This is a genomic window from Clostridium collagenovorans DSM 3089, assembly GCF_900130005.1.
Lineage (GTDB): Bacteria > Bacillota > Clostridia > Clostridiales > Clostridiaceae > Clostridium_D > Clostridium_D collagenovorans.
In genome coordinates this window covers 1-22,039 of record NZ_FQXP01000003.1, presented here as the reverse complement: position 1 = coordinate 22,039, position 22,039 = coordinate 1, and the positions used below count along the sequence as shown (strand labels likewise).

The window sequence follows — 22,039 nt, the reverse complement described above, 5'->3', positions numbered from 1 at the left end:
CATATATAAAGTTAAATCTTCAAAACTAAAAACAGCTTTAAAGATTTAACTTCCTGTTTATCTATATTTTACCACAAAAGATTTTTATCCTTATAAAATTTATAAAAAATTAAATTCATGTTATTTATTTGAACTAATATATTTAATAAAGTACTTTCATTAAATTCAATTCTTTCTTTTTTTAATGCCATCAAAATAGACTTTTCCATCCTCATCCTTTTGAAATGTATATTCTTTGTCTATCCAAGTATGATGAAAGATGGTTTCTGATATTGGATATATAGGCATTATCCATTTGTCCTCTTGTATAAAATACAATTTATCTTTATCCCTTTTAAATTCATATTTAAAATACTCTTCCTCATATATTCCAGCATAATTACTATCATATACATTTAAATCCAAGTTATACTCCTTAGGCTTTGAAGGCATGGGGTACTCATCACCAAAAACTATTTTTGCTATATTTTCATTAATACTAATAGAATTAGAAAATCCATAATTACTTAATACAAGAATAGTGACTTTATCATCCATATATCTATGAAATTGATGATTAAATCCGTTACCACCACCGCTATGTCTAACTCTTTTACGATTAAGATAACTATCTATAACCCATCCATAACCATATCCCTCTTTGTATGGTGTAAAAATCTCTTTCATAGTCTCTTTAGAAATAAGTTTTTCACTATATAAAGCTTCATCCCATAAAAGCATATCAGTAATGGTAGAATAAAGTGCCCCTGCAGAAAAAGCACTCATTGTATCTATTTCAGAACATATTAATTTATCTCCACTTGAAAAATATCCACTAGCTTTGTCATGAAGTATCTCTCTGTAATCATCTATACCACTATTATTCATTCCTAAGGGATCAAAGATATTATCCTTTATAAACTGAATATAAGATTTCCCTGAAACTCTTTCAATTATGACCCCAAGTAAATAATATCCAAAAAAACAATAACTCCACCCTTCACCTGGTTCAAATTCTAAAGGCATATCTTTAAACAGATGAAATATTTCCTTTTGGGTAAGTAAACATTTTCCCATTATAAGATATGGATCTATAACTGAGAAATCATTATATAGACCAGATGTATGTGTCATTAAATGATGAATAGTTATCCTTTCATCAAATTCAGCATAATCAGGAAAAAACTTTTTAATACTGTCCTCAGTGCTAAGTAATTCCATTTCTTTTAAAATCATTATTCCCATACAAGTAATCTGTTTCGTAAGCGAAGCTATTTTATATTTTGTTTTTATTGTATTTCGAACACTATGTTCTATATTTGCCATACCATAACTCTCATTAAAAATAACCTTACCCTTATCTGATACTACAACTGCTCCACTAAATGGCCATAATTCTGTGTATGCATTCATATATTCATTTATCTTATAATTAATACTCATGATATTCCCCTCACATTTCTGTTTATATAATAAAAAATTGCTTTATATAATTTTAACTTTAGAATACAACCTATTAAAAGGGAATTTATTATTCTGTATATTAATTCACACATAGATAACTGTAATATTCTTTACTTATTTTTTAAATCCCAAAATATATAACAAAAGCTGCTACTCATTAAATAGTAACAGCCTTAAATCTATATTATTTTGCATATACAATCTTCTTAATACTATCAATTGATAGATAAAATTCTTCCGCTAAATCTTTAATTTTATAGCCATTTTTATACTTATTACATATATCTTCATTTCTATATCTTATATAATCACTACTTTTTCTACCTTTTTTTCTTGATTGTGATTGGCATGGAATATATAAATATCCACCTTGAATATATTTTTGAACTTCTGCAACTAAATTTTCTGGTAAAATCACTTCAGCATTTGCATATTTCATAAACTTATCTCCTTAAAATTTATATTTAAAATTTAAGAAGCAAAACCTGTATATATGACTATACTTTATAAGGCAATTTTTTAACTTTCCTCTGTGCAAATCATTGCCAAAACCATCATTACAGACTTTGCACAGAGTTTTACATCCCTTTTATGTATTACGAATCCACCTTTCATATTATCACACTCCAAATATATTCTTATATACTATATATTACCTAGTACATCAACATAAATCAATTAGTAAGTTTTATACTTGTTATTCTAAAATTATAAACTTTATATTAATAATAAAGCTAGTCATATAATTAAACTTATATAGAGCTTTATTATTAAAATGATTAAATAAATATATTTGTAAATATTTACAAAACAAGTTTCAGCTATATTTTTATAGTTCCTTGTCCATTCTTCCAATACACTCTAACTTACTAAAATATCCTAATAAGCAACTCACATTAAACATAATCTATTAGTTATTAATGGAGGTTCTCCAAAATTTCTATATAGTCCTCCTATAGTTATGAATAATATATATTGGAAAAACATTAATAGTTAATCCAATGTTAAAATTTATTATAATTCATTTTGATGCCTTTAATCATTGCATTGAGACTAGGAAAAGTGTAAAAAATTTTTTCACTCAAGAAAAGCTGTCCCCTTTAGGTGTTAAGGAATTCTTAATTCCTGATAATAATGAAACTTTTGAATTTTAAAAGATTACAGCAAAGTGACAAGACACCTATTCCAAAATCAAATTTCATTGCTAACTTCAAAAATGATAGACTTATATAGATTATCTTTTTTCTTATCAGTTATATAATATTATTTCTAATAGCTTTAAATACATATTCATTAAAAGCTTAGTTGATTTCAAACCTCTTTTTTCAAATTAAAACTATTCTTTTGTAATACTATTATCATCCATAAATTCAAATTTATCCATTAAGTTCTTGCTCTATTATTATAATAGACTCTTCCTGTTCTCCAATGACTTCAACTGATATCTTTTTTACTACAGTGCTAAATTTTTCATTACATTCGCTTACATAATCATATGCCTCATAAAGCAATTCAGTAGAAGATAATTTGCCCACCGTCATATGTGGAGCATAATCATTTACATTATTGAATTGTTTTAGCTTTCCCTTATATAACTTGTGATGAATGTTTTTAATTATATCCTCGCCCTGCACTACATTTAAAAATAAATAATTTCCATATTCATCTTCTCTCTTACTGAAACCTTCCAGTTCAATGCTAAATTCTTTTATTCCACTTAAGCACTCTTTCAAATGTAAACTAAGTTCCTTATTACTTAAATCACTATCAAAAGGAAATACTAATGTAATATGTGGCAATACTAAATCAACCAATGGATCATACTTTTTTCTTATATCATTTATAACATTCTCATTTCTAAATTCTGGAAAAATCATAATAGTTCTTACACTCATACCACTACCTCCTTTTTAAATCTCTATTTATTATATAATAACAATTTTTACCTACTTTTTTCAATGAATGAAGTTATAAAACACCAAAAACTTTATCCTGTGTCATTCACTGACTAAAGCAAATAATCAATATTCATACTTATATATATTATATTAGATAGTATCAATATTTAGATTTAGGTAAAAAATAGGATAGGTTATTAAACCTATCCTAAGAACTTTTCTTTCTTAAAGCTTTAATTATCTCCATATCTAATCCGGTGCTATTTGCAATCCTTTCATCATCTAAAATATCTAATAAATTTTTAGATATCTCTATAGCTTTTCTTTCCTCTATTATGAGCTTGATGATGCTGAAGCAGCCGCTGCTGCCGATGCTGATGATACAATAATTGCTGTTTGCACTGCTATAGCAACAGTTAAAGCTATATTGTTTGTATTATTTGTTATATTTTCTTTGATATTTTCGTCCATATTATCTATATACTCATGTGAAACTAAGGCTGCTGAAATCATATTTCTAAAATCTGCTCCTAGTGTGAAGTTTCCAAAGCCTTTTTCCTTCTTCAAAACTTTATCAACTTCTATTATACTATCTGCAATAGCTTCTTTATTATCACCTAAAAATGCTACTACTCCAAGCATTGGAAGATAGTAACTTTTCAAAGCTACTTTTTTATTTTTCAAAATACTATTCATTTCTATAGCACTATTACACTTATCTTCACAAGATTTATTTATCAAAGACAACATATGTGACAAGCCTTGAATATTGTTGCTTGAAGATATTTTTCTATCCTTTAAATATTCATAGCATTTTTCTATATCTATAAATGTTTTCTCTAAATTGTTAGATGTTGTAGCTATTATTGCTGCACTTGATATATCTTCTTGTCCTGTTAAAAATCTATGGTGATGTTTCATATAATCGTAAGCTAATCTTGTATTTTTTATAGCTTCAATAGGCTTAACTCTTTCTCTTGCATTATATATAACAAGTGCTGTTATTACTAAGTAACTATTATTATAGAAACTTTCCTTTAAGCTATCATAAATAGCTCTTATTTCTCTAAAACTATTTTCCATATTTTCTTCAAAGGATATTGTAATAGCTGTAGTTAACTTATTCATTCCTCTAAAATTAGAAAATATAGAGGTATTATTTGTTATAATATCTAATGCTAAATTAACTCTCTCTGTATCTACCCTTTGATTTTTCATAGTGTAACTTAAGGCACTACCCTTCATTTGGAACCCATACATTCCCCATGATCCCTTTACATTTTCTAAAGCTTTATTATTTTCTATAAATAAATTCAATAAATTATTCCCCATATGACATGCACCTTCCTTTTACATAATTATATAGTAATAATTATCACTTTACAATATATATATTACTTTATATTTCATCATAAAATACAAATTTTACATGCTTATTTAAATTAAATATTAATAGCTTCTCATATTATATATATTCTAATAAAGAATCTTCATTCTTGTTAGATATAAGGTTCATTATGGAATAAAGCAATGATTTATATAAATGTATAATATTAATTTAGAAATTATATATTAAAATAAACAATCTACAATGTATTTATAAATAACATACATTGTAGATTAAATTCATCTATTATTAGAAATGTAGCATATTAACTAGCCATTGCATATATACTTTGTAATATTAAATCTACATCATCCTAATTTATTACATATTAATTTTTTTATCCTATAAAATTATGAATGAAGTTTATTTAATGCAGTATATATTAAAATTTTCTTTTATTATAATGCTCTATATTTTTTAAGACCTAATAAATTTAGAAGATAAATTACCGTAGCAAAAACTAGTAAAATAATCATTCCTCCATATACTTCACTTATAGAAGCTCCCTTAATCATTATATCTGCCATAATGTCTGAACCATAATATAGTGGCATAAGGTGAGCTATTTTTTGTAAAATTGGACTCATAGTTTCTACGGGTATTAACCCTGTAAAGAATATTTGAGGCACTATTACTATTGGTATAAACTGCATCATTTGAAACTCTGAATTTGCAAAGGTTGAAAGAAAAATACCAAGTGATAAAGCCACAAATGCTATTAATAAATTTGTTAATATCACTAAGAATATACTTCCTTCAATTATCATACCTAGTACATAAACTGAATAAAAGACTACAAGTAAAGTTTGGACTACCGCAAATATTCCATATCCTAAAAGGTATCCTAATAATATTTCGTATCTTTTTATAGAAGTTGAAAGTAACTTTTCTAAAGTCTTTGTATTTCTTTCCTTTAATATTGATATTCCTGCAATTAAAAATACAAAGAAGAATACAAAAAATCCTATTAAAGCTGGGTTAAATGTATCAAAAAAGCTTAGATTTTCATCTCCATAAAGATAATCACTTTCTATATTGATTTCTTTAAAGTTATCCTTCATTGAGGGATTTATTTTTAATAATGTGTTTTTTAAATTTTCTGTTCCATCTTTAGATAAAGTGCTTAAAAATATATTTTTGATTTTTGAGCTATCCATTGGAGAGTTATTTTCATAGGTAATATTATAAGTATCTCCATCCTTATATATAAATGCCTTTAAATTATCATCCTTAATTTTGTCATAAATATTTTCATTATCGTCAAAGCTTACTAATTCTAAATTATTTTCCTCAAGCTTCACTTGTAATTCTGTAGAAACATTTGATACCCCTACTTTTAAAGAGTTATCTGTAGATGATGAGGAGAATAAATAGTTTATTAATGTTATAAGCAATAATGGAGCAATCATCATTAATGCTAAGGTCCTCTTATCTCTTAAGGTTTGAATTATTATTCTTTTTATTATTGCAATTATTCTCATTTAGCTTTCCTCCTTGAACAAAATGGGAGACACTCTAAGGTGCTTCTTAACTTCATAAAAATAAAACAAATAAGGGTATTAAATTAAGTCATATAACAATTGTTTCATATACTTCAACGGGTAAAAAGGGTAATACTCATACTGTAACACCACTTTTACAAAATCAGTAATTATTTAATAACCTAAGTCCCAGTTTGTCCTACTAATTTATTTTTTAATGTACAACTTCCACCTTTAATCCTTATAATGTTGTCTCACGTAATCAATTTAATTTCTCTCATATACTTAATTAAAATTGTCTCCTATAATTGATTTAAATTCTCTTTTTAATTGTACATTAAAAATATTTCTTCTATTGACGCTGCTTTAAACTCTTCTTTTAACTTCTCTGAAGATCCCATTGCTAATACCTTTCCATTATTTATTAAGGCAAGCTTGTCACACTTTTCAGCCTCATCCATAACATGAGTTGTTACTATAATGGTTTTTCCTGATTCCTTTAGCTTTTTAAGCTCCTGCCAGATTGAATATCTAAGCTTTGGATCTATACCAACTGTTGGTTCATCAAGAACTAAAACCTTTGGATCTTGTAAAAGTGCTAAGGCTAGTGATAGCCTTCTTTTCATCCCACCTGAATATTTAGAAACTCTTTTATTTAAATGCTCCTTTAAATCCACTAAAGCTGATGTATACTCTATTCTTTCTCGAAGCTTATCCTTTTTTAAACCATATATCTTTCCAAAAAACTCTAAGTTTTCACGTCCTGTTAGCTCTTCATATAAAGCATCACTTTGAGCCATGTACCCAATGCTATCCAGTAATTTCAAATTAGGAATCTTGGTATTGAATATTTCTACATTTCCTTCATCAACCTTCTCCATTCCTAAAATCACCTTAACTAAAGTTGTTTTTCCCGCTCCTGATGGTCCAATTAATCCTAATATCTGAGAGCTTTCAACCTCTAAGGTAATATGGTCTAAAATCACTGTCTTAGAATAGCTCTTTTTAACATTTTCTACTTTAACTACTGCCATTTCACGCCTCCATAATTCCCTTTAATTTTTCTTATACTTCAATTATAATTATCTATATATCAAAAACAATAAACAAAAATACATATATGGTTATTTATGAACATGAATAATCAATGTGTTGATTTTTAAGGTGGATAAATGTTAAAGAAAAGTGAAAAAACCAAAGTTCTAATTAGAAATGCCTTCATAAAACTTCTTAATGAAAAGGGGTTAAATGATGTATCAGTTAAAAATATAACCGAAGAGTTAGATATAAATCGAGGAACCTTTTATCTTCATTATGAAGACAAATATGCTCTACTACAAGAAATCGAAATGGATATTATAAACAATATTAAAAGTATACTAGAGAATGGTGCAGCCTATGACTTAGGTCGATATATATTAGCTAGGGATAATGACGCACTATTAAATACCCTTACTGAAATTTATAAATACATTAAGGAATCCTCTGATATTATCGGAGTTTTAATTGGCCCTAATGGTGATGTATCATTCCAATGGAAACTAAAAACATTGATTGAAAAAACATTAGAAAAAAACTTAGAATCACAAAGCTTAGATAATACAATTGCTTTTAAATACATGACAGTGATTGCATCCTCAGCACAGCTAGGAATTATTCAAAAATGGATAAAGTCAGACTTTCAAGAAACACCAGAAGAACTTGCAATCTTTATGAGTGAATTAATCAATGAAGTCTTTCACAAAGTACTAATAAACCACAAGCAATAATATTATTATTAAAAATACCAATAATCCATATATATAATTATAGATATAAGAGTAATGTAAATAATATCTAATATTACTTACCTTACTCTTATTATTTATATACTATTAACTAATAACCCATCTTATTTTATACTCTTCATAATTTGGATTACTTATCAATAGCCTAACTCTCACCATAAAAAAGCTTAGGCTATTGACCCTATTCTAAGAACTCTTATCCCTTAAGTCTTTAATTCTTTCTATATCTAATTCTGTTTTATTTACAATGATTTCATCATCTAAAACATCTAATAAATTCTTTACTTTCCTTTATATACTTCTTATACTAATTCAATACCTAAGGCTATAAAATGTTTATATCTTTTGATACTTGTATTTATGTTAGTGTTAAAATTGGATAGGTTATGAATAATCTTCGCCAAAACGACTTGTTTCCTTTAGCACCTCTTTAACTATTTTTGCCAATTGATCATACTTAGTATTATCAACTAGTCTAAAGTATAAGCTTTTTAAGAAAAGAATTACATTATGCTCAATAAATAAACAATCAGGAACTATACCTTCTTTTTCTCTGTTACCAATGCTTCTAATCCATTCTTTAATTTCTTCTACAGGAATTATATCTCTTTCCAAAACCGCCTTAACAGCCGATATCATACGCTCATCCTCGTTGTTAATATATCCGTAGTAATTTATTTTAATTTTTTTATGGATTGAATCTAATATCTCTTTTAGACCTTCATATCCTATTATTTCACATTGTGCAAGCTCCATCAGGGCATCAGCACCGTGGGCAGCGCCATGAGCCCAGCTTTTACCTTCTACAAAGCCTCTTACATCCCTGTCCTCATTATAAAATTTCAAAACTGCATTAAAAGCTTTTAAAATATCACTATCAGATAAAAGCTTCCTGTGCTTATAGATGATGCATGCAGCCACTTCAACGGAAAAAGTTCTACCAAAAACCGTATCGTTAATCTCTCCCAATCCATTAAGAATGTGTTTTTCGTCTAATGCTATCATAAATATATTATGTGCCTCTTCGAAGGTCAGAACATCCGTCATTATCCATCCTACAAGAACGGAATAAATCAAGTCATTACGCAACTCACCATCAATATCTCCTATATAATCCATCAACTCCAAAGATAATTTATATGGGTTTACACCCTCTGGTACTGCGTATTTGTTATCTTTTATATTTCTTAATAATGTCTTTAACTCCTTTTTCTCCATATATTTTCACTCCTTATTATATCTATAGCTTAGCAAAAGTTAAATCCCAATAAAAACATTTTATACCAAATAATTCCTGAAATGCAGTAAAAAATAATAACTTGACTTATTGTAAAATAAACTTGAACTAGTTTGAAAAATAAATAATCCTCAGTTGATTATCCACATTAAACATTTTACCATATAATAAAATTAATGTGATAAAATAACTCAAAATCAATGCTTATAGTAATGAAAACAGTTCCTGTTATGGTCATTGGTAAAAGAAATAACAAAAATCGTAAGCTCCGAAAGTCAAAATTGCACCTTACGCTGCTTAGAAGATTAGTTGAAGAACTGTATATTTAAAATATTTTGAAAGCTACTTAATTTGAAATTCTGTAAATTAACGATAAATAGTCTTAATATTCAGAAATATAGTTGGATTTTCCTTTATTATACAAAGTTTTTATGGTAATATATGTTTATAGCACAATATTACTCTATTCTTCGAAATATGAGTTATATGAAGGTGTGAGAGTTTCCAAGCTAAATAGTTTGAGTATAACTTTCTGATACAAATAAAATTAAGGATGTAAAGTGAGGTAATAATATGGGGATTTTATTAAAAAAAGTAACAAGAGAAAATTGGTATGATTGTTCAAGTTTAGAGGTTTTTAAGGAACAGGAAGATATTGTAGCACCAAATTGGAATTCAATCATCTCGAGCTTTTTATGGGAAAACTGGAATACAAAATGTATTTACGATGATGATAAACTAGTTGGATTTATGATGTATGGGGTTGAGGAAGAGACAAAGAAACTAGTTCTAGTTAGGTATATGATTGATAAACAGTATCAGAGAAAAGGCTTAGGGAAGAAAGCACTTTATAAGTTATTTGACTTAATAAAAATAGAGTATGGTAATGTTAAGTTTTATGTATCAGTTTCATCTGAAAACATTCCTGCTCAAAAGCTATATGAAAGTGTTGGCTTTGAGAAAAGTGTGGAAAGAATGTGGGATGAGGATTTGATGGAAATACAATTATAAATAATTTGTATTTGCAAAATCTAAAATATATAACTATTAAAAAAGTAATTAAATGTCCTAGCAAAGCAATGTAATAGCTTTGCTAGGATTAATTTTGTTTTTTATTATGCGAATTTATTTAGGTAATTCATTAGAAATTATCTCTTATATATCAAATCTTATTTGAACTCCATTATTTTTTTCTTCAAAAGCTCTAATATAATTAAAAACTTCTTTTATATCACAAATAATATTATTCTTCTCACATGTCTCTTTAATAATTTCCATGAATTTTGCATGATTTTTACTTATTACTTCATAACTATTCCCATATTCTCTTACGTACTTTTCTTTTAAACCTTTAAAATGCTTATCTAAATTCTTATAATAATATTCTCTATTTCCACTTCTTAATGTTAACCCAATACCAAATACTATAATTCCTTTAACTTTAGCTTCTATACAATAATCTAAAATTCCTCTTATATTTTCCTCTGTATCATTGATATAAGGTAAGATAGGAGTTAGCCAAACTACTGTAGGAATTTTGTTATCCCTCATTATCTTTAAAACTTCAAATCGTTCTTTTGTTGTAGAAACATTTGGTTCAATGATTTTGCATAATTCTTCATCATAGGTTGTTAATGTCATCTGCACAACGCACTTTGATTTATTATTTATACTTCTTAGCAAGTCTAAATCTCTTAATATTCTATTTGATTTAGTTTGTATCGCTAACCCAAATCCATATTTATCAATTATCTCTAAACATTTTCTTGTATTTTGAAGCCTTTCTTCTAGATGAATATATGGATCACTCATTGCACCAGTTCCAATCATGCACTTTTTTCTTTTTCTCCTAAGTATATCCTCTAATAGTTGTGGCCCATTAGTCTTAACCTCTATATCTTCAAAAACATGATTCATTCCATAACAAATACTTCTGGCGTCACAATATATACATCCATGAGTACATCCTCTATAAATATTCATTCCATTATTATTAGATAGTATCCCTTTTGCCATCACCTCATGCATATAATCGTAACTCCCTTCTAATAATTTTATCTCTTAATAATTACTTCAATGAAATATAAATATCAATTTTAGCATTATTGAAATCTGAATTTAAATATTCTTCAAAATCTGCTTCATAACTTCTCTCTAAATTCATTTGCCAAATTTCATTCCAAGCTTCTGCAACTGCTTTTTCCATATGTCCTTCTATAGAAAACTTAGCGTATTTCCCTGCAGGAATTTTCTTTATTGTAAGTCCTTCATTTGCAGCCTCACTTACCTCATTTCCTGCTGTAACTAAATACTCATTATATTTATAATCTGAATAAAGTCCTATGGCATATTCATTGACCTTATTTTTTATTGTTTCATTAATGCCACCTTGATATAACTTTTCCCAAAGACCTCCAATGATTTTTCCCATATTAGGATCATCATTACTTGTAACCGCACTAACCCCTACTACTATTTTTTCTTCTAAATTAACAATTTCATACTTCATAGTTATAACCTCCATATATTTGATAAGGTTATTATACTTAGCTTAATATGACAACTACATGTCATATTAAGAATAATTTAAAAGCATTTTTTCAATTTTATTTTTTATTTCTTTTCTTATTTCTTGCGGCTCTAAAACTTCACACTCTTCTCCAAATGAAGATATATAGCTAAAAAGCCATTCTCCTTTTGGATATTCAATAGTAACAATAAAACTACCATCATCAAGCTTTTTAAAATATTCAAATTCATCATAGACTCTATATGCCATTTTAGGATAAATCCTCATTTTTAAAGTAACAAATTCATCATTAAAAATATTATCTTCCTTCATTATATTTTGGGGTGCTTTAATATTAAAACTCTCTTTAGAAATACATAAGCCCTTTATCCTTCTTAATTTGAAAAATCTGTAATCATTTCGTATTCTGCAATATCCATACATATACCAACTTTGACCTTTAAAATATAATTTTAATGGACATACTTCCCTACTAATATTCTCACCTTTACCACTGCTATAATCAAACTTTACTACTTTTTTACTTAATATTGCAGATTTAAGATTATTAAAAGTTTCTTTTTCCCTTTCTGCATTTCCCCAATTTGAAAAATCAACTTCTATCCAATCAGTATCATTTTCACCTAATATATTATTTAATTTTCTAAGAACATTTTCAGGCGCTGGATCACTAAAACTTACAGCATTAACTGCTCTTATAGATGATAATATTTCCTTTTTTTCTTCTTCTGTTAATATGGCTTTATTTAATATAAAGTCTGGTAATATAGATATACCCCCACCTTTTCCTTTACTCATATATACTGGAATCCCTGCTGTAGACAGTGTTTCAATATCTCTATAAATAGTTCTTTGTGATACTTCAAATCTTTCTGCTAACTCTTTTGCAGTTATCATATTCTTTTCTAAAAGAATATATATAATTTCAAATAATCTATTCACTTGCATAATATTTTTCCCCTTTATTATACATGTCCTCGTGTAATTAATCTTACTCTTTGTCTATTCCACAAATTTGTTCATGATTTTATTGTACCATATTCTTCAAATAAACCATTCCTTATGATGGGGCGTTTCAATCTATAAAAATAGCTATTATCAAGTTGTTTTTTACAACCTGGTAATAGCCTTATAAATTACTAATTAATTAGGGCTTATCAATAAATTCACCAATACTATTTGTCATATTAAATGGTTCGTATTCTTTCCACATCTCTAAGTTAGATAATAGTACAACCTGTTTTTCTTTTCCATCTAATTTATAATTTAATAAATCATCTATCATATCAACTTCTTTACAATCATTTGATCCATACACAACTTAACCTACAGAATTAAAATTCTTAACTAATATATAATACATTTATCTAATTACTCCTTAAAATTATTAAGTTCGTCCATTAAGATATCTTTATCTACTTTCCTAAGGGTATTCTTTAGGTTTTTTCCAAGTTTAGTTTCATAACTTATTTCATCTAAAGTTCTAATTAACTTTTTAGTATCCACGTTATTTCCCCTCTACAAATAAATAATACAAATTGATATTATTTCTATATTGCATTATAACATAAGACAACACTACTTTTCATATTATTGTCTCAAACTTTTACTATTAATAAATATCTAATCGAAAGCTTGGAATTTATCGAAAAGATTAATTTCAATAGGTAGTTAAGGGGTGTATCATAATGTACATCCTTTATTTATACTGTATTTCAAGATTAGTCTTAAACATAGTGATAAATAAAAATAATAGTGGTGCTGATTTAATGTGAAATAAACTATAATGATTTGTATAAAACAAATACTTACTTTCTAAAATTATTCTATAAAACTGGAAGCCATATTTCCCAAGTGTAGTTATTAGAACTAGCATTTCCTGGTGGATATACTTCTAAATTTGGCACTGCTTTATTTCTATTATACCCACTTTGTGGCAGCCATTCAGTTATAACTCTTGTATAGGCTTCACTTATATTAGCTCCCATATTAGTGATTCTAAGGTAATTTTTTTCTTCTCCCCAATTGAAGACCATCAAGTATGCAATTATTCCATTGCTTTGTTTCACTAACTATCTATATTGCGTACTTCAAATTGAAAATTGTAATAGTGTTATCTACCCATTAATACTATCAACAAATTCTTTGGATTTAATTGTCATCTCTACCCATGCTGGACGGAATCCACTCTTTATTGCATTTCGTACCGATTTAATATTTGACCATGCACAACAGTAAAATGGTACTTTCCCTTTAGCTAGAATTTCTATAGCAAGTCTACTAGTCAATGCTGATGCAATCCCCTGTTGTCTTACGTTTGGTAGGACGTCAACACCGATTTGCCACATTGTTTCACAATCTGCAGAACAGGCTGCTAACCCCACTAGTTGGTTATCTTTATATGCTCCGACACCTAATACATCTAAATTCTTCCTCGATTTACTTAATGCATTGGACCACTGTGGCAAATATAAATCAACAAAATCTTTCTGTTCTAACACTTTCAACTCATACTTACAGTTTTGAACAGACAACTCATTAATGTCAGGGAGAAAATATTCTGCCATAAAACAAACTTGCATACCATATTTTTCAAACTCATTATTCAATACATGCATATTAGGTGTTTCAAAGCAATGTTCTACTTGATATTTACTTATATATTTTTCAACAATATCTTTATATTCCATCTGAATTGAAGCTACTATATTTTGTCCGTAAGAAATTAAGTTGCACGCAATTGGTAACTCTAGATATCTTCTTGCATTTGAATTTTTTATAGACTCAATAATTACACTATCTTTGCCCTTAAAGTCATCAATTTTACAATTTGCATCTATAGCTGACTGTTTCATTGCAATCTCTAAAATATCTTTATTCGTCATATACTATCACCTCTATAAATTTTATTTACCTATGTCGCAATATACTACAATTGTGTTTCAAATCTCATTGTATTCCTAAAATCTATTGTCTAAATTGGAGTTTAGCTACGAATTGCTTTAATATAACTTATATTTTTTATAATTAAATCTGATTTCCACCAATTTTTACTAATATTCCATTGTTCAGGATAATCTGTCCATGACCATGTGATACCCCATGTACCATCTGATTCTTGAGTATTCAAAATAAACTCACATTCATAATCACATATTTCTTTATTCTGAATATAGAAATCACTTGTTTTAGCTCTTATGAATAAGGATGGCTTACATACGTAATCAACTGTCCACTTTGATGTATCATATGTTATAACATGTTGTATCTGTTTGTGTAGTAATATATTAAATTCCTCTATATCTAAAAGTTCATTTATTGAGCTTTCTTTTATATACTCGTACAATTCAACAAAACAAGAAACAGTATGCATAGACTCCATAGGAAAATGTGTTTTAAAATAACTATATGCTTCTTTAGCAAGAGTACAAGCCACTTCAAAGAGTTCACTATTTTTCTCTGCAAATTTTAATATAAAACCAATAAAACAAGCTGTAGGATTATATGATATTTCTTGCGAAGTTTCAAAAGACCACCACGGTGCATGTGGATAGTCATTATTAGTAACCACTGTATTTGACCATGTATGTCCATCAAAATCTTTTCCCGACCATAAATAATTCAATATTCCTTGTATAATAGGATGATTTTTATCATTCAAATTTATCTCTTTAATTATCTCTGTCGCAACCCATGTTTGAACTGGCGATGAATTAGGATTCCAGCAATCTGACTCAAGTGCATTTCCAAAACCTCCATCCTCATTTTGATACGCAGTTAAGGCTATCAGAATATCTTCCTTGCTTCCATTATCAAACATATATTTCCATCTTGCTATATCAAGTGGTCTAGCATTCTTATAAATAAAGTTTCTAGCTTGTTCATAATACATAATCAAACCTCCATTTACTTTATAATAAATTCCTATCTTCTACTTAAAATCCATTATAACATATTTTGTTAATTTATTATTACTTATGATACGATATTTTTACCTATAAAAAATAGCCTTAGGCAAGTAATATCAATGTCTACGGCTATAAAATCTATATATGTAACCCCTACTCTCTTCTTTCGTAGGAGTAAGTTCCACATACCAAATCAAAGATTTGGTGGTGTGACTTATGATACGATTCTCCGTATCACCCTCAAGTACGATTTTTTTCTTACTAAATAATCTTTTCCTCCAGCTCTACACCATCTTACGAAACTATCCAAATTATTTATTACTCCATTTACTCCTCTTGTAATATAACGATTACTCTTATTTTTAAACATTTTCTATGTTCCCCCTATTTCTTATTTAAAATTTGAGATAAATTCTTTATAAATTCCTTTGAGAATACTCCTGCCGTTATTGATTCTTTTATTAATTGTAATAATTGCTCTTCTGTTACATCTAATGAACGTGGGATATATCTTTCTGCTGACCTTATAGTATCTTTATATAGGCTGAAGCGAATTTGATTCCTCTTTACAGCTTTAATGAATATCTTTTCAATAGAATAAGTGTAGTCTTCATCAGCTAATTTTCCTTGATTCAATATCTGACAATACTTAGTATCTTTTATTATCTTCTGTGACATAGTAACCTCCTATGTTTTTTATAAATAATAGAAGCCTTAACTACCGTTATATTGGCAATTAAGGCTTCTAATCAATCATATAATCTTTTAAGTTTTGTGGTGTTAATTCAATTGGAATTATAAGGGGTACAGCATAATCATTGTTGCAGATTATCAAGCTATTAGTATAAACTTCCCCATTACTGCATACAATGTTGTCTACATATTCTTCAATAACTTCATTACAATCAATATATGCTTTATCCATTATTTCTTTAAAGTCTTCTATTTTTTCTACAACTACTACATAACCCCCATCATCTTCGTATTTGTTTCTATTAGCTCCGTATTCTGTGTCTAGTATTTGCAATATGCCTTCAATTGTTTCTTGAACCTCATGTGGTAGAGCTTTAAGCTTTTCTTTTTCGTTCAAATGGCTAACTTCTATCATGGTTGTTACCTCCTTGAAAAAACAGAAATACTCTTAGCCATATTTTAAGGTAAGAGTTTTCAATATAATAATATATATTTACAATTTTTATTATTACAAAATTATATTTTTATAAGTAAAAATATCAATTAACGTACTACAATTCTATTCTGGATAATTCATTAATTTATTGGACTGCTTACAACCTTACCAAAAGCGGACTATAAAAGGTCATCTATTTTTCCCATTACCTTTTCAGAATAAATATCTGATTAGGATAATTAAACTCCTCTACTAAGGCATCTTCAAGAAAACCAAATTTACTGTATAATCTTCTTGGAGCTATTCCTTTTATATCTCCCTCCCTAAAAGTTGTAACTGAAATATCCAACTCTTTTGGAAATAGTTCAAGCATTTTTGTAATCAATGCAGATCCTACTCCTTTTCTCCGATAATTAGGGTGTACCGCCATCCAAGAAAGGCATTTTAAATTATAAGAAAATATCAAAGCTCCAATAACCTCATTTTCAGACTTTATACAAATTGCAGTCTTCCTATTTATATTCTTTATAACAGTTTGCTTATAACTATCTAACTGTTCTGCCGTTTCTAAACCAGGAAACTCATCTTTAACAATTTCAACCATATTCATCCAAGGAGTTACATCTTGTAATTCTGCAAAATGAACAACAAATTTATTACCCATTTGATTCACTCCCTTGGTTTTCTATATACACAAAGTGTTCTATATTATCGGATAAATTCATTAATTTTTCCTTAGTACCTAATGGATATAATTCAATATATTTTAAATCCGCTAATGGAATCCACGAAAACTTTAAATTAATCCTTTGCCTTTCTAATTCATCTACTACGAAGAAACTGCTAGCTGATTGAATTTGAGTTTCATCACACAAAGTAATTAAGAAGTACATACATATCTGATGGCATGGCTTAGTATCCCATGGAAAAAATACCTCTCCAATCCATAATAACCTTTCAGGTTTAACATCAAATCCTGTTTCTTCTTTAAATTCTCTAACAATGGTATCCTTACTGGTTTCACCAAAGCTTACATGCCCACCAGGAATTGCATAATCTTTTTCCTCATTACATTGTTGGAGCAATACCTTTCCCTCATGTATTAATATTCCCCCAATACGGTAACTAAAAACACCATCTTCATTTTTAAATAGTATATCTTGTTTATTCATTTATATCTCTTCCCCCCAATCTATATTTTTCAAGCATATAATTAAATCTAGTTCACAATCATATTATATTAAATCTATAAAGTTAATACTAGGATTATATTACAAAATATGTTAAGCTATGTGATGAACTGTATTTAAAAATAGTAAGACCAAACAGCTTATACTGTTTGGTCTTTTTTGCTATATATATCTTTTTTATACTAGTAATATTAGTATGTTCACAAAAAGTCTACGTCATTTATGGCACACTATAAATAATTCTAAACTTATGTATAAGATAAAAAAACGACTAATCTAAATAATCAAGGTTTTCATTGTGGATACTAGATTTACCTTACTACCGCACCCTTATCCAATTTTAGTAAAAACCTCATTTACTTATGATACGGTTCTCTCTCCCTTATCCTAAAGCACTTAATCTCTTCCCTTTTTTACTCTCTCCATTCCCTATCTATTTCCAAAACTCTACCATTCCCTATTTATCGTATTTGAAGTTTGGTACCCCTGCTACTTCCAAATGGTATCCGTCTAGATCTTGGAAGTATGCATGGTATCCACCCCTAAATACTTCTTATTGTTCTTTTACTATTTTGTAAAAACTTAAAGAAGTATATTTCTGTAACCCAATAAATCATTCTTTTCTTTTTCTATTATTTTCTTATCAAGTCTTTCAAATAATATTGTAACTTCCTCAATTAATACTCCATACTTCGGCACAATTGTTTGCCAATTATCCTCATTAATATCTAACCATGCTTTTATTTTCTCTGAAGATTCCGGCAAAAACGGTGATAGTAAGTTTGCTAAATTTGCTATTGAATAAATACAATTATATATTGTGTTACTACAAACTTCTAAGTTATCTTTTACGGTAATCCATGGTGCTTTTTCATCAAAGTATTTATTGATACTTCTTATAAATTCAAAAATTTTCTCAAGTGCAATTTTTAAATTTCCTTGCTCTATAAGATTTCCTATAATATTATATAAACTATCTATTTCTTCTTTTATATTAATATCTAGCTCTCCATTAGGAATTTTATTATTGAAATATTTTTTAGCAAAAACTAAAGTTCTATTAACTAAATTCCCATATGCCCCTAATAATTCACCATTATTGCTATTCACAAATTCTCTCCAAGAAAAATCAGTATCTCTTTTTTCTGGTGCATTAATTAAGAAAAAGTATCTTAATGCATCTGAATTATAACGTTCTATTATACCAGGTACCCATACAGCCCAGTTATTACTTGTTGATATTTTTTTACCTTCTAATGTTAAATACTCACTAGATATTATCCTATCAGGCAACTTATCATACCCTATCCCCTTTATTAAAGCTGGTAAAATTATTGAATGAAATGGTATATTATCTTTACCATGTACATAATATGAAATAGCATTTTCACTCCAAAACTCTTCGTAGGATTTTTTATTTTCTAAAGCCCATTTTTTACTCATTGTAAAATATCCCAATACGGCATCTATCCATACATAAACCTTTTTATCAGTAAAATCTTTTATAGGTATATCTACTCCTAATGATAAATCTCTTGATATAGCTCTATCACATAAGCCTTCCTTTAGATATCTTTCTGTATTATTTACTGCATTAATTCTCCAATTATCTTGAGTCTTATCTAAGTTTTCTTCAATAATACCTTGAAATTCAGATAAAGAGAAGTATAACTGTTTTGTGCTCTTTACTATAGGTGTATTATTGCATAGCTTGCATTTTCTTTCTGAAAGTTCTAGAGGCTCTAGTAAAGTGCCACAATTATCACATTGATCCCCTCTTGCAATTGAATGACATTTTGGACAAACTCCTTCAACATATCTATCAGGTAAAAACTGATTACAATGCTCACAATATATTTGTTCTACTTCTTTTTCATAAATTAAGCCTTTATTATATAGCAAAATTATAGCTTCTTGTACTTCCTTCTTATGAAATTTATCATCAGTTCTACCATAATAATCATAAGAAAAATTTAATCTTTCAAAACACCTTTTAAATTCTGCATGATATCTATCCGCTATATCCTTTGGTAATAACCCCTCCTGTTTCGCCCTAATTGATATAGGAGTTCCATGACAATCACTGCCTAAAATATATAATACATTATCTCCCTTTGATCTATAATATCTTGCTAAGACATCTCCTGGTAGCAATGCAGCTATATGACCTATATGCAATGAACCATTAGCATATGGCCAAGCTCCTCCAATAAAAATATTCATTTTCTTCTTCCTCCTTCTTAATAATAAATTTAAATAAAAAAACTCCCGTCCTAAGAAATTAATCTTAGGAACGAGAGTTAAACTCCGTGTTACCATCCTAATTCATACACATTTCACAATATGCATCTCATCAAGTACGTCATATAAATCATATGATTATACTCTATCACTATAACGGGTGAACCCGTTGCAGCCTTAATTTTTTATAACAAAAATCTCGGTGCACCGCTCCAAGGCCATTTTCACTTTAATATCCTTTGCATTTGTAATTATTATACTCTTCTTAATTACGTTGTCAACATATTTCAAAATCAGGTATTGAACCCTCATTAATGTAACAAACTATCTTCCAAGCTTCTTCACTTGCCCTAGCTATGCCTTCTTCTGTATAGAACCAGTTGTTTCTATTGGTATTTGTATCTTCCGCTGGACAAGGTATTATTTCTATCCAATTAGGAAAATATGTTTTCGCCATTAGCACACCTCTTCTTAGGTGATATGCTGTTGTAACCAAAAGTACTTTTCTTAAATTACTTAGCTTAAACTCTCTTTCTAATGATAATAATGAACAAATAATATTTTCTTTTGTTGTTAGAGAATTCTCTTCAAATAATAAATCCTCCTCTTTAACACCAAGCTCTATAGCCTTACTTTTCATGAGTTGAACCTCTGTCATTACTCCATACTCTGTTTATATAATTTTACCACCACTTAATAATACCTTACTCATCAGTTATCCTAATATTTCCTCACTCTTTATTAGCTCTATCTTTGATATGTACAATACCGTCAAGATGTGTACATTGGATTCCTAATTTATTTGATAATTTTTTTGCTAAAGTTGTCTTGCCACTTGCAACAGAACCAACAATATAAATTCTCATATAAAATTCCCTTTCACTAATCAAATTAGAAATTGGCTATTTCATTCTTTTAATTGTTTCATACAATGAAATACATTCTGCATATCTGCCATTCCACATAAATTCGTTGTAATATTGGTAGCTTTGTTCTGCTAACATAAATTTATTATTAACTGTTGTATTCGAATATGCTGGAACTATAATATTAAATCCATGTTCAAACCCACATTTGATAGTAGCATCAATACAATAATCTGTTTGAAGTCCTACAATGATTATATCTTTTTCTTTCTTATCTATTAAATATTCTAATAATCCTGTCCCTTTAAAAGCGCTGTTAACCTTCTTGTCAAATATTTTTTCATCATTTATCGGTTGAAACTTCTCATATATTTCAAAGCCATCAGTTCCTTTTGTCAATTCACTTCCTACTCCATCGTCATGACGCACATATATTACTTCAATATTATTTGTCCTAGCCTCATGTATTATTTCTTTAACATTAGATACAAACATATCAAACTTATATAATTTTTCATTGGTTATTAACTTTTGCGTATCAACTACTAATAAAACCATTTTAATCTCCTTTTCAAATTTACTATATCAGTATCCATTTCACAAATTACTATTTAACTGTTAATTTTACCACTATTAATTTACATTTTCTATAAATTGATTAATAATTATATTTTCATACTACTTATCCCAAGTCACATTTTCGTTCTGTTAAGTTATATGAACATTGCACTTCTCTCACCTTAGAAGTATACTAAGTTTTCCTAAGACAAAATATTCCCCCGAAGGAGAGAAGAGCAATGAACAAAACAAACATAAAATGTCCTCGCTGCCATTTTGATCAATTATACAAGTTTGGAATGGATAAGCAGGCTAATCAAAAATATCAATGTAAAAAGTGTAAGCGCCAATTCGCACCTGACTCCGTCAAAATTATAAATGAGT

General features: G+C 28.2%; 25 protein-coding genes. 3 read left to right on the top strand and 22 right to left on the bottom strand.

Translation table 11 applies throughout. The features are described 5' to 3' along the window. Positions 1-165: 165 nt before the first annotated feature. The 6 genes from BUA48_RS00125 to BUA48_RS00100 all read right to left on the bottom strand — a co-directional run bounded on the left by BUA48_RS00125 (position 166) and on the right by BUA48_RS00100 (position 7,243). Positions 166-1,422, bottom strand: a complete 1,257-nt coding sequence (locus tag BUA48_RS00125; RefSeq protein WP_072828738.1) for a serine hydrolase domain-containing protein — start codon at positions 1,420-1,422, stop codon at positions 166-168. A 205-nt stretch (positions 1,423-1,627) separates the two neighbouring features. Beyond that, on the bottom strand, positions 1,628-1,882 hold the full coding sequence (locus BUA48_RS00120) for a CD3324 family protein (RefSeq protein WP_072828736.1): 255 nt from the start codon (positions 1,880-1,882) through the stop codon (positions 1,628-1,630). 937 nt (positions 1,883-2,819) lie between these two features. Next, complete coding sequence (locus BUA48_RS00115) at positions 2,820-3,338, bottom strand: 2'-5' RNA ligase family protein (RefSeq protein ID WP_072828733.1); 519 nt, start codon at positions 3,336-3,338, stop codon at positions 2,820-2,822. A gap of 336 nt (positions 3,339-3,674) precedes the next feature. Next, positions 3,675-4,673 (bottom strand): DUF4003 family protein, encoded by a 999-nt coding sequence (locus BUA48_RS00110; RefSeq protein ID WP_072828730.1) that lies wholly within the window; start codon positions 4,671-4,673, stop codon positions 3,675-3,677. Positions 4,674-5,126: 453 nt separating this feature from the next. Further along, on the bottom strand, positions 5,127-6,209 hold the full coding sequence (locus tag BUA48_RS00105) for an ABC transporter permease (RefSeq protein ID WP_072828727.1): 1,083 nt from the start codon (positions 6,207-6,209) through the stop codon (positions 5,127-5,129). 326 nt (positions 6,210-6,535) lie between these two features. Next, positions 6,536-7,243, bottom strand: coding sequence for an ABC transporter ATP-binding protein (locus BUA48_RS00100; RefSeq protein ID WP_072828725.1), 708 nt, complete (start codon positions 7,241-7,243; stop codon positions 6,536-6,538). Positions 7,244-7,381: 138 nt separating this feature from the next. Here BUA48_RS00100 and BUA48_RS00095 point away from each other — a divergent pair, with 138 nt between their 5' ends. After that, positions 7,382-7,978, top strand: a complete 597-nt coding sequence (locus BUA48_RS00095; protein WP_072828722.1) for a TetR/AcrR family transcriptional regulator — start codon at positions 7,382-7,384, stop codon at positions 7,976-7,978. Between the two features lie 402 nt (positions 7,979-8,380). On the opposite strand, the gene BUA48_RS00090 is transcribed toward BUA48_RS00095, so the two are convergent. Then, complete coding sequence (locus BUA48_RS00090; protein ID WP_072828720.1) at positions 8,381-9,214, bottom strand: DUF2785 domain-containing protein; 834 nt, start codon at positions 9,212-9,214, stop codon at positions 8,381-8,383. A gap of 592 nt (positions 9,215-9,806) precedes the next feature. Between BUA48_RS00090 and BUA48_RS00085 the strand changes: the two genes are divergently transcribed. Then, positions 9,807-10,244, top strand: a complete 438-nt coding sequence (locus BUA48_RS00085; RefSeq protein WP_072828717.1) for a GNAT family N-acetyltransferase — start codon at positions 9,807-9,809, stop codon at positions 10,242-10,244. Positions 10,245-10,388: 144 nt separating this feature from the next. On the opposite strand, the gene BUA48_RS00080 is transcribed toward BUA48_RS00085, so the two are convergent. The 15 genes from BUA48_RS00080 to BUA48_RS00020 form a co-directional block, all read right to left on the bottom strand. Then, complete coding sequence (locus tag BUA48_RS00080) at positions 10,389-11,261, bottom strand: SPL family radical SAM protein (RefSeq protein ID WP_072828715.1); 873 nt, start codon at positions 11,259-11,261, stop codon at positions 10,389-10,391. 40 nt (positions 11,262-11,301) lie between these two features. Continuing rightward, complete coding sequence (locus BUA48_RS00075) at positions 11,302-11,742, bottom strand: GyrI-like domain-containing protein (protein WP_072828712.1); 441 nt, start codon at positions 11,740-11,742, stop codon at positions 11,302-11,304. A gap of 66 nt (positions 11,743-11,808) precedes the next feature. After that, positions 11,809-12,711: a helix-turn-helix transcriptional regulator gene (locus BUA48_RS00070; protein WP_072828709.1), complete on the bottom strand. Its 903-nt coding sequence runs from the start codon at positions 12,709-12,711 to the stop codon at positions 11,809-11,811. A gap of 199 nt (positions 12,712-12,910) precedes the next feature. After that, positions 12,911-13,081, bottom strand: coding sequence for a DUF6718 family protein (locus BUA48_RS15440; RefSeq protein ID WP_178138918.1), 171 nt, complete (start codon positions 13,079-13,081; stop codon positions 12,911-12,913). Positions 13,082-13,134: 53 nt separating this feature from the next. Beyond that, positions 13,135-13,269, bottom strand: a complete 135-nt coding sequence (locus BUA48_RS15865) for a hypothetical protein (RefSeq protein ID WP_278336828.1) — start codon at positions 13,267-13,269, stop codon at positions 13,135-13,137. A gap of 320 nt (positions 13,270-13,589) precedes the next feature. Beyond that, entirely contained in the window at positions 13,590-13,832 is a 243-nt protein-coding gene (locus BUA48_RS00065; RefSeq protein WP_143147642.1) for a GyrI-like domain-containing protein, read from the bottom strand. Between the two features lie 48 nt (positions 13,833-13,880). Next, positions 13,881-14,648 (bottom strand): GNAT family N-acetyltransferase, encoded by a 768-nt coding sequence (locus tag BUA48_RS00060; RefSeq protein ID WP_072828703.1) that lies wholly within the window; start codon positions 14,646-14,648, stop codon positions 13,881-13,883. Positions 14,649-14,749: 101 nt separating this feature from the next. Beyond that, positions 14,750-15,655, bottom strand: coding sequence for a hypothetical protein (locus BUA48_RS00055; protein ID WP_072828698.1), 906 nt, complete (start codon positions 15,653-15,655; stop codon positions 14,750-14,752). 400 nt (positions 15,656-16,055) lie between these two features. Beyond that, entirely contained in the window at positions 16,056-16,349 is a 294-nt protein-coding gene (locus tag BUA48_RS00050) for a hypothetical protein (RefSeq protein ID WP_072828695.1), read from the bottom strand. A gap of 67 nt (positions 16,350-16,416) precedes the next feature. Continuing rightward, entirely contained in the window at positions 16,417-16,779 is a 363-nt protein-coding gene (locus tag BUA48_RS00045; RefSeq protein ID WP_178138920.1) for a hypothetical protein, read from the bottom strand. Positions 16,780-17,005: 226 nt separating this feature from the next. Next, positions 17,006-17,464, bottom strand: coding sequence for a GNAT family N-acetyltransferase (locus BUA48_RS00040; RefSeq protein ID WP_072828689.1), 459 nt, complete (start codon positions 17,462-17,464; stop codon positions 17,006-17,008). Next, positions 17,457-17,972: an NUDIX hydrolase gene (locus BUA48_RS00035; protein ID WP_072828678.1), complete on the bottom strand. Its 516-nt coding sequence runs from the start codon at positions 17,970-17,972 to the stop codon at positions 17,457-17,459. Before BUA48_RS00035 ends, BUA48_RS00040 begins: the two co-directional genes overlap by 8 nt. Before the next feature lie 600 nt (positions 17,973-18,572). Continuing rightward, a complete protein-coding gene (gene metG, locus BUA48_RS00030; RefSeq protein WP_341465230.1) occupies positions 18,573-20,309 on the bottom strand; it encodes a methionine--tRNA ligase in 1,737 nt (578 codons plus the stop codon). Positions 20,310-20,508: 199 nt separating this feature from the next. Further along, positions 20,509-20,889 (bottom strand): YdcF family protein, encoded by a 381-nt coding sequence (locus BUA48_RS00025; protein ID WP_072828675.1) that lies wholly within the window; start codon positions 20,887-20,889, stop codon positions 20,509-20,511. 244 nt (positions 20,890-21,133) lie between these two features. After that, positions 21,134-21,655: a cysteine hydrolase family protein gene (locus BUA48_RS00020; protein ID WP_072828672.1), complete on the bottom strand. Its 522-nt coding sequence runs from the start codon at positions 21,653-21,655 to the stop codon at positions 21,134-21,136. A 239-nt stretch (positions 21,656-21,894) separates the two neighbouring features. Between BUA48_RS00020 and BUA48_RS15860 the strand changes: the two genes are divergently transcribed. Next, positions 21,895-22,039, top strand: a 145-nt coding sequence (locus BUA48_RS15860) for an IS1/IS1595 family N-terminal zinc-binding domain-containing protein (protein WP_341465233.1), incomplete at its 3' end; no start/stop codon positions are given.

Bases quoted from the DNA above. Each gene is read 5' to 3' on its own strand.
- BUA48_RS00095 (WP_072828722.1), top strand. From the start codon at position 7,382: ATGTTAAAGAAAAGTGAAAAAACCAAAGTTCTAATTAGAAATGCCTTC.
- metG (WP_341465230.1), bottom strand. From the start codon at position 20,309: ATGGTAACACGGAGTTTAACTCTCGTTCCTAAGATTAATTTCTTAGGA.
- BUA48_RS00060 (WP_072828703.1), bottom strand. From the start codon at position 14,648: ATGACGAATAAAGATATTTTAGAGATTGCAATGAAACAGTCAGCTATA.
- BUA48_RS00115 (WP_072828733.1), bottom strand. From the start codon at position 3,338: ATGAGTGTAAGAACTATTATGATTTTTCCAGAATTTAGAAATGAGAAT.
- BUA48_RS00035 (WP_072828678.1), bottom strand. From the start codon at position 17,972: ATGAATAAACAAGATATACTATTTAAAAATGAAGATGGTGTTTTTAGT.
- BUA48_RS00070 (WP_072828709.1), bottom strand. From the start codon at position 12,711: ATGCAAGTGAATAGATTATTTGAAATTATATATATTCTTTTAGAAAAG.
- BUA48_RS00125 (WP_072828738.1), bottom strand. From the start codon at position 1,422: ATGAGTATTAATTATAAGATAAATGAATATATGAATGCATACACAGAA.
- BUA48_RS00025 (WP_072828675.1), bottom strand. From the start codon at position 20,889: ATGACAGAGGTTCAACTCATGAAAAGTAAGGCTATAGAGCTTGGTGTT.
- BUA48_RS00100 (WP_072828725.1), bottom strand. From the start codon at position 7,243: ATGGCAGTAGTTAAAGTAGAAAATGTTAAAAAGAGCTATTCTAAGACA.
- BUA48_RS00085 (WP_072828717.1), top strand. From the start codon at position 9,807: ATGGGGATTTTATTAAAAAAAGTAACAAGAGAAAATTGGTATGATTGT.
- BUA48_RS00020 (WP_072828672.1), bottom strand. From the start codon at position 21,655: ATGGTTTTATTAGTAGTTGATACGCAAAAGTTAATAACCAATGAAAAA.
- BUA48_RS00045 (WP_178138920.1), bottom strand. From the start codon at position 16,779: ATGATAGAAGTTAGCCATTTGAACGAAAAAGAAAAGCTTAAAGCTCTA.
- BUA48_RS00055 (WP_072828698.1), bottom strand. From the start codon at position 15,655: ATGTATTATGAACAAGCTAGAAACTTTATTTATAAGAATGCTAGACCA.
- BUA48_RS00105 (WP_072828727.1), bottom strand. From the start codon at position 6,209: ATGAGAATAATTGCAATAATAAAAAGAATAATAATTCAAACCTTAAGA.
- BUA48_RS00090 (WP_072828720.1), bottom strand. From the start codon at position 9,214: ATGGAGAAAAAGGAGTTAAAGACATTATTAAGAAATATAAAAGATAAC.
- BUA48_RS00120 (WP_072828736.1), bottom strand. From the start codon at position 1,882: ATGAAATATGCAAATGCTGAAGTGATTTTACCAGAAAATTTAGTTGCA.
- BUA48_RS00050 (WP_072828695.1), bottom strand. From the start codon at position 16,349: ATGTCACAGAAGATAATAAAAGATACTAAGTATTGTCAGATATTGAAT.
- BUA48_RS00080 (WP_072828715.1), bottom strand. From the start codon at position 11,261: ATGCATGAGGTGATGGCAAAAGGGATACTATCTAATAATAATGGAATG.
- BUA48_RS00075 (WP_072828712.1), bottom strand. From the start codon at position 11,742: ATGAAGTATGAAATTGTTAATTTAGAAGAAAAAATAGTAGTAGGGGTT.
- BUA48_RS00110 (WP_072828730.1), bottom strand. From the start codon at position 4,673: ATGGGGAATAATTTATTGAATTTATTTATAGAAAATAATAAAGCTTTA.
- BUA48_RS00040 (WP_072828689.1), bottom strand. From the start codon at position 17,464: ATGGGTAATAAATTTGTTGTTCATTTTGCAGAATTACAAGATGTAACT.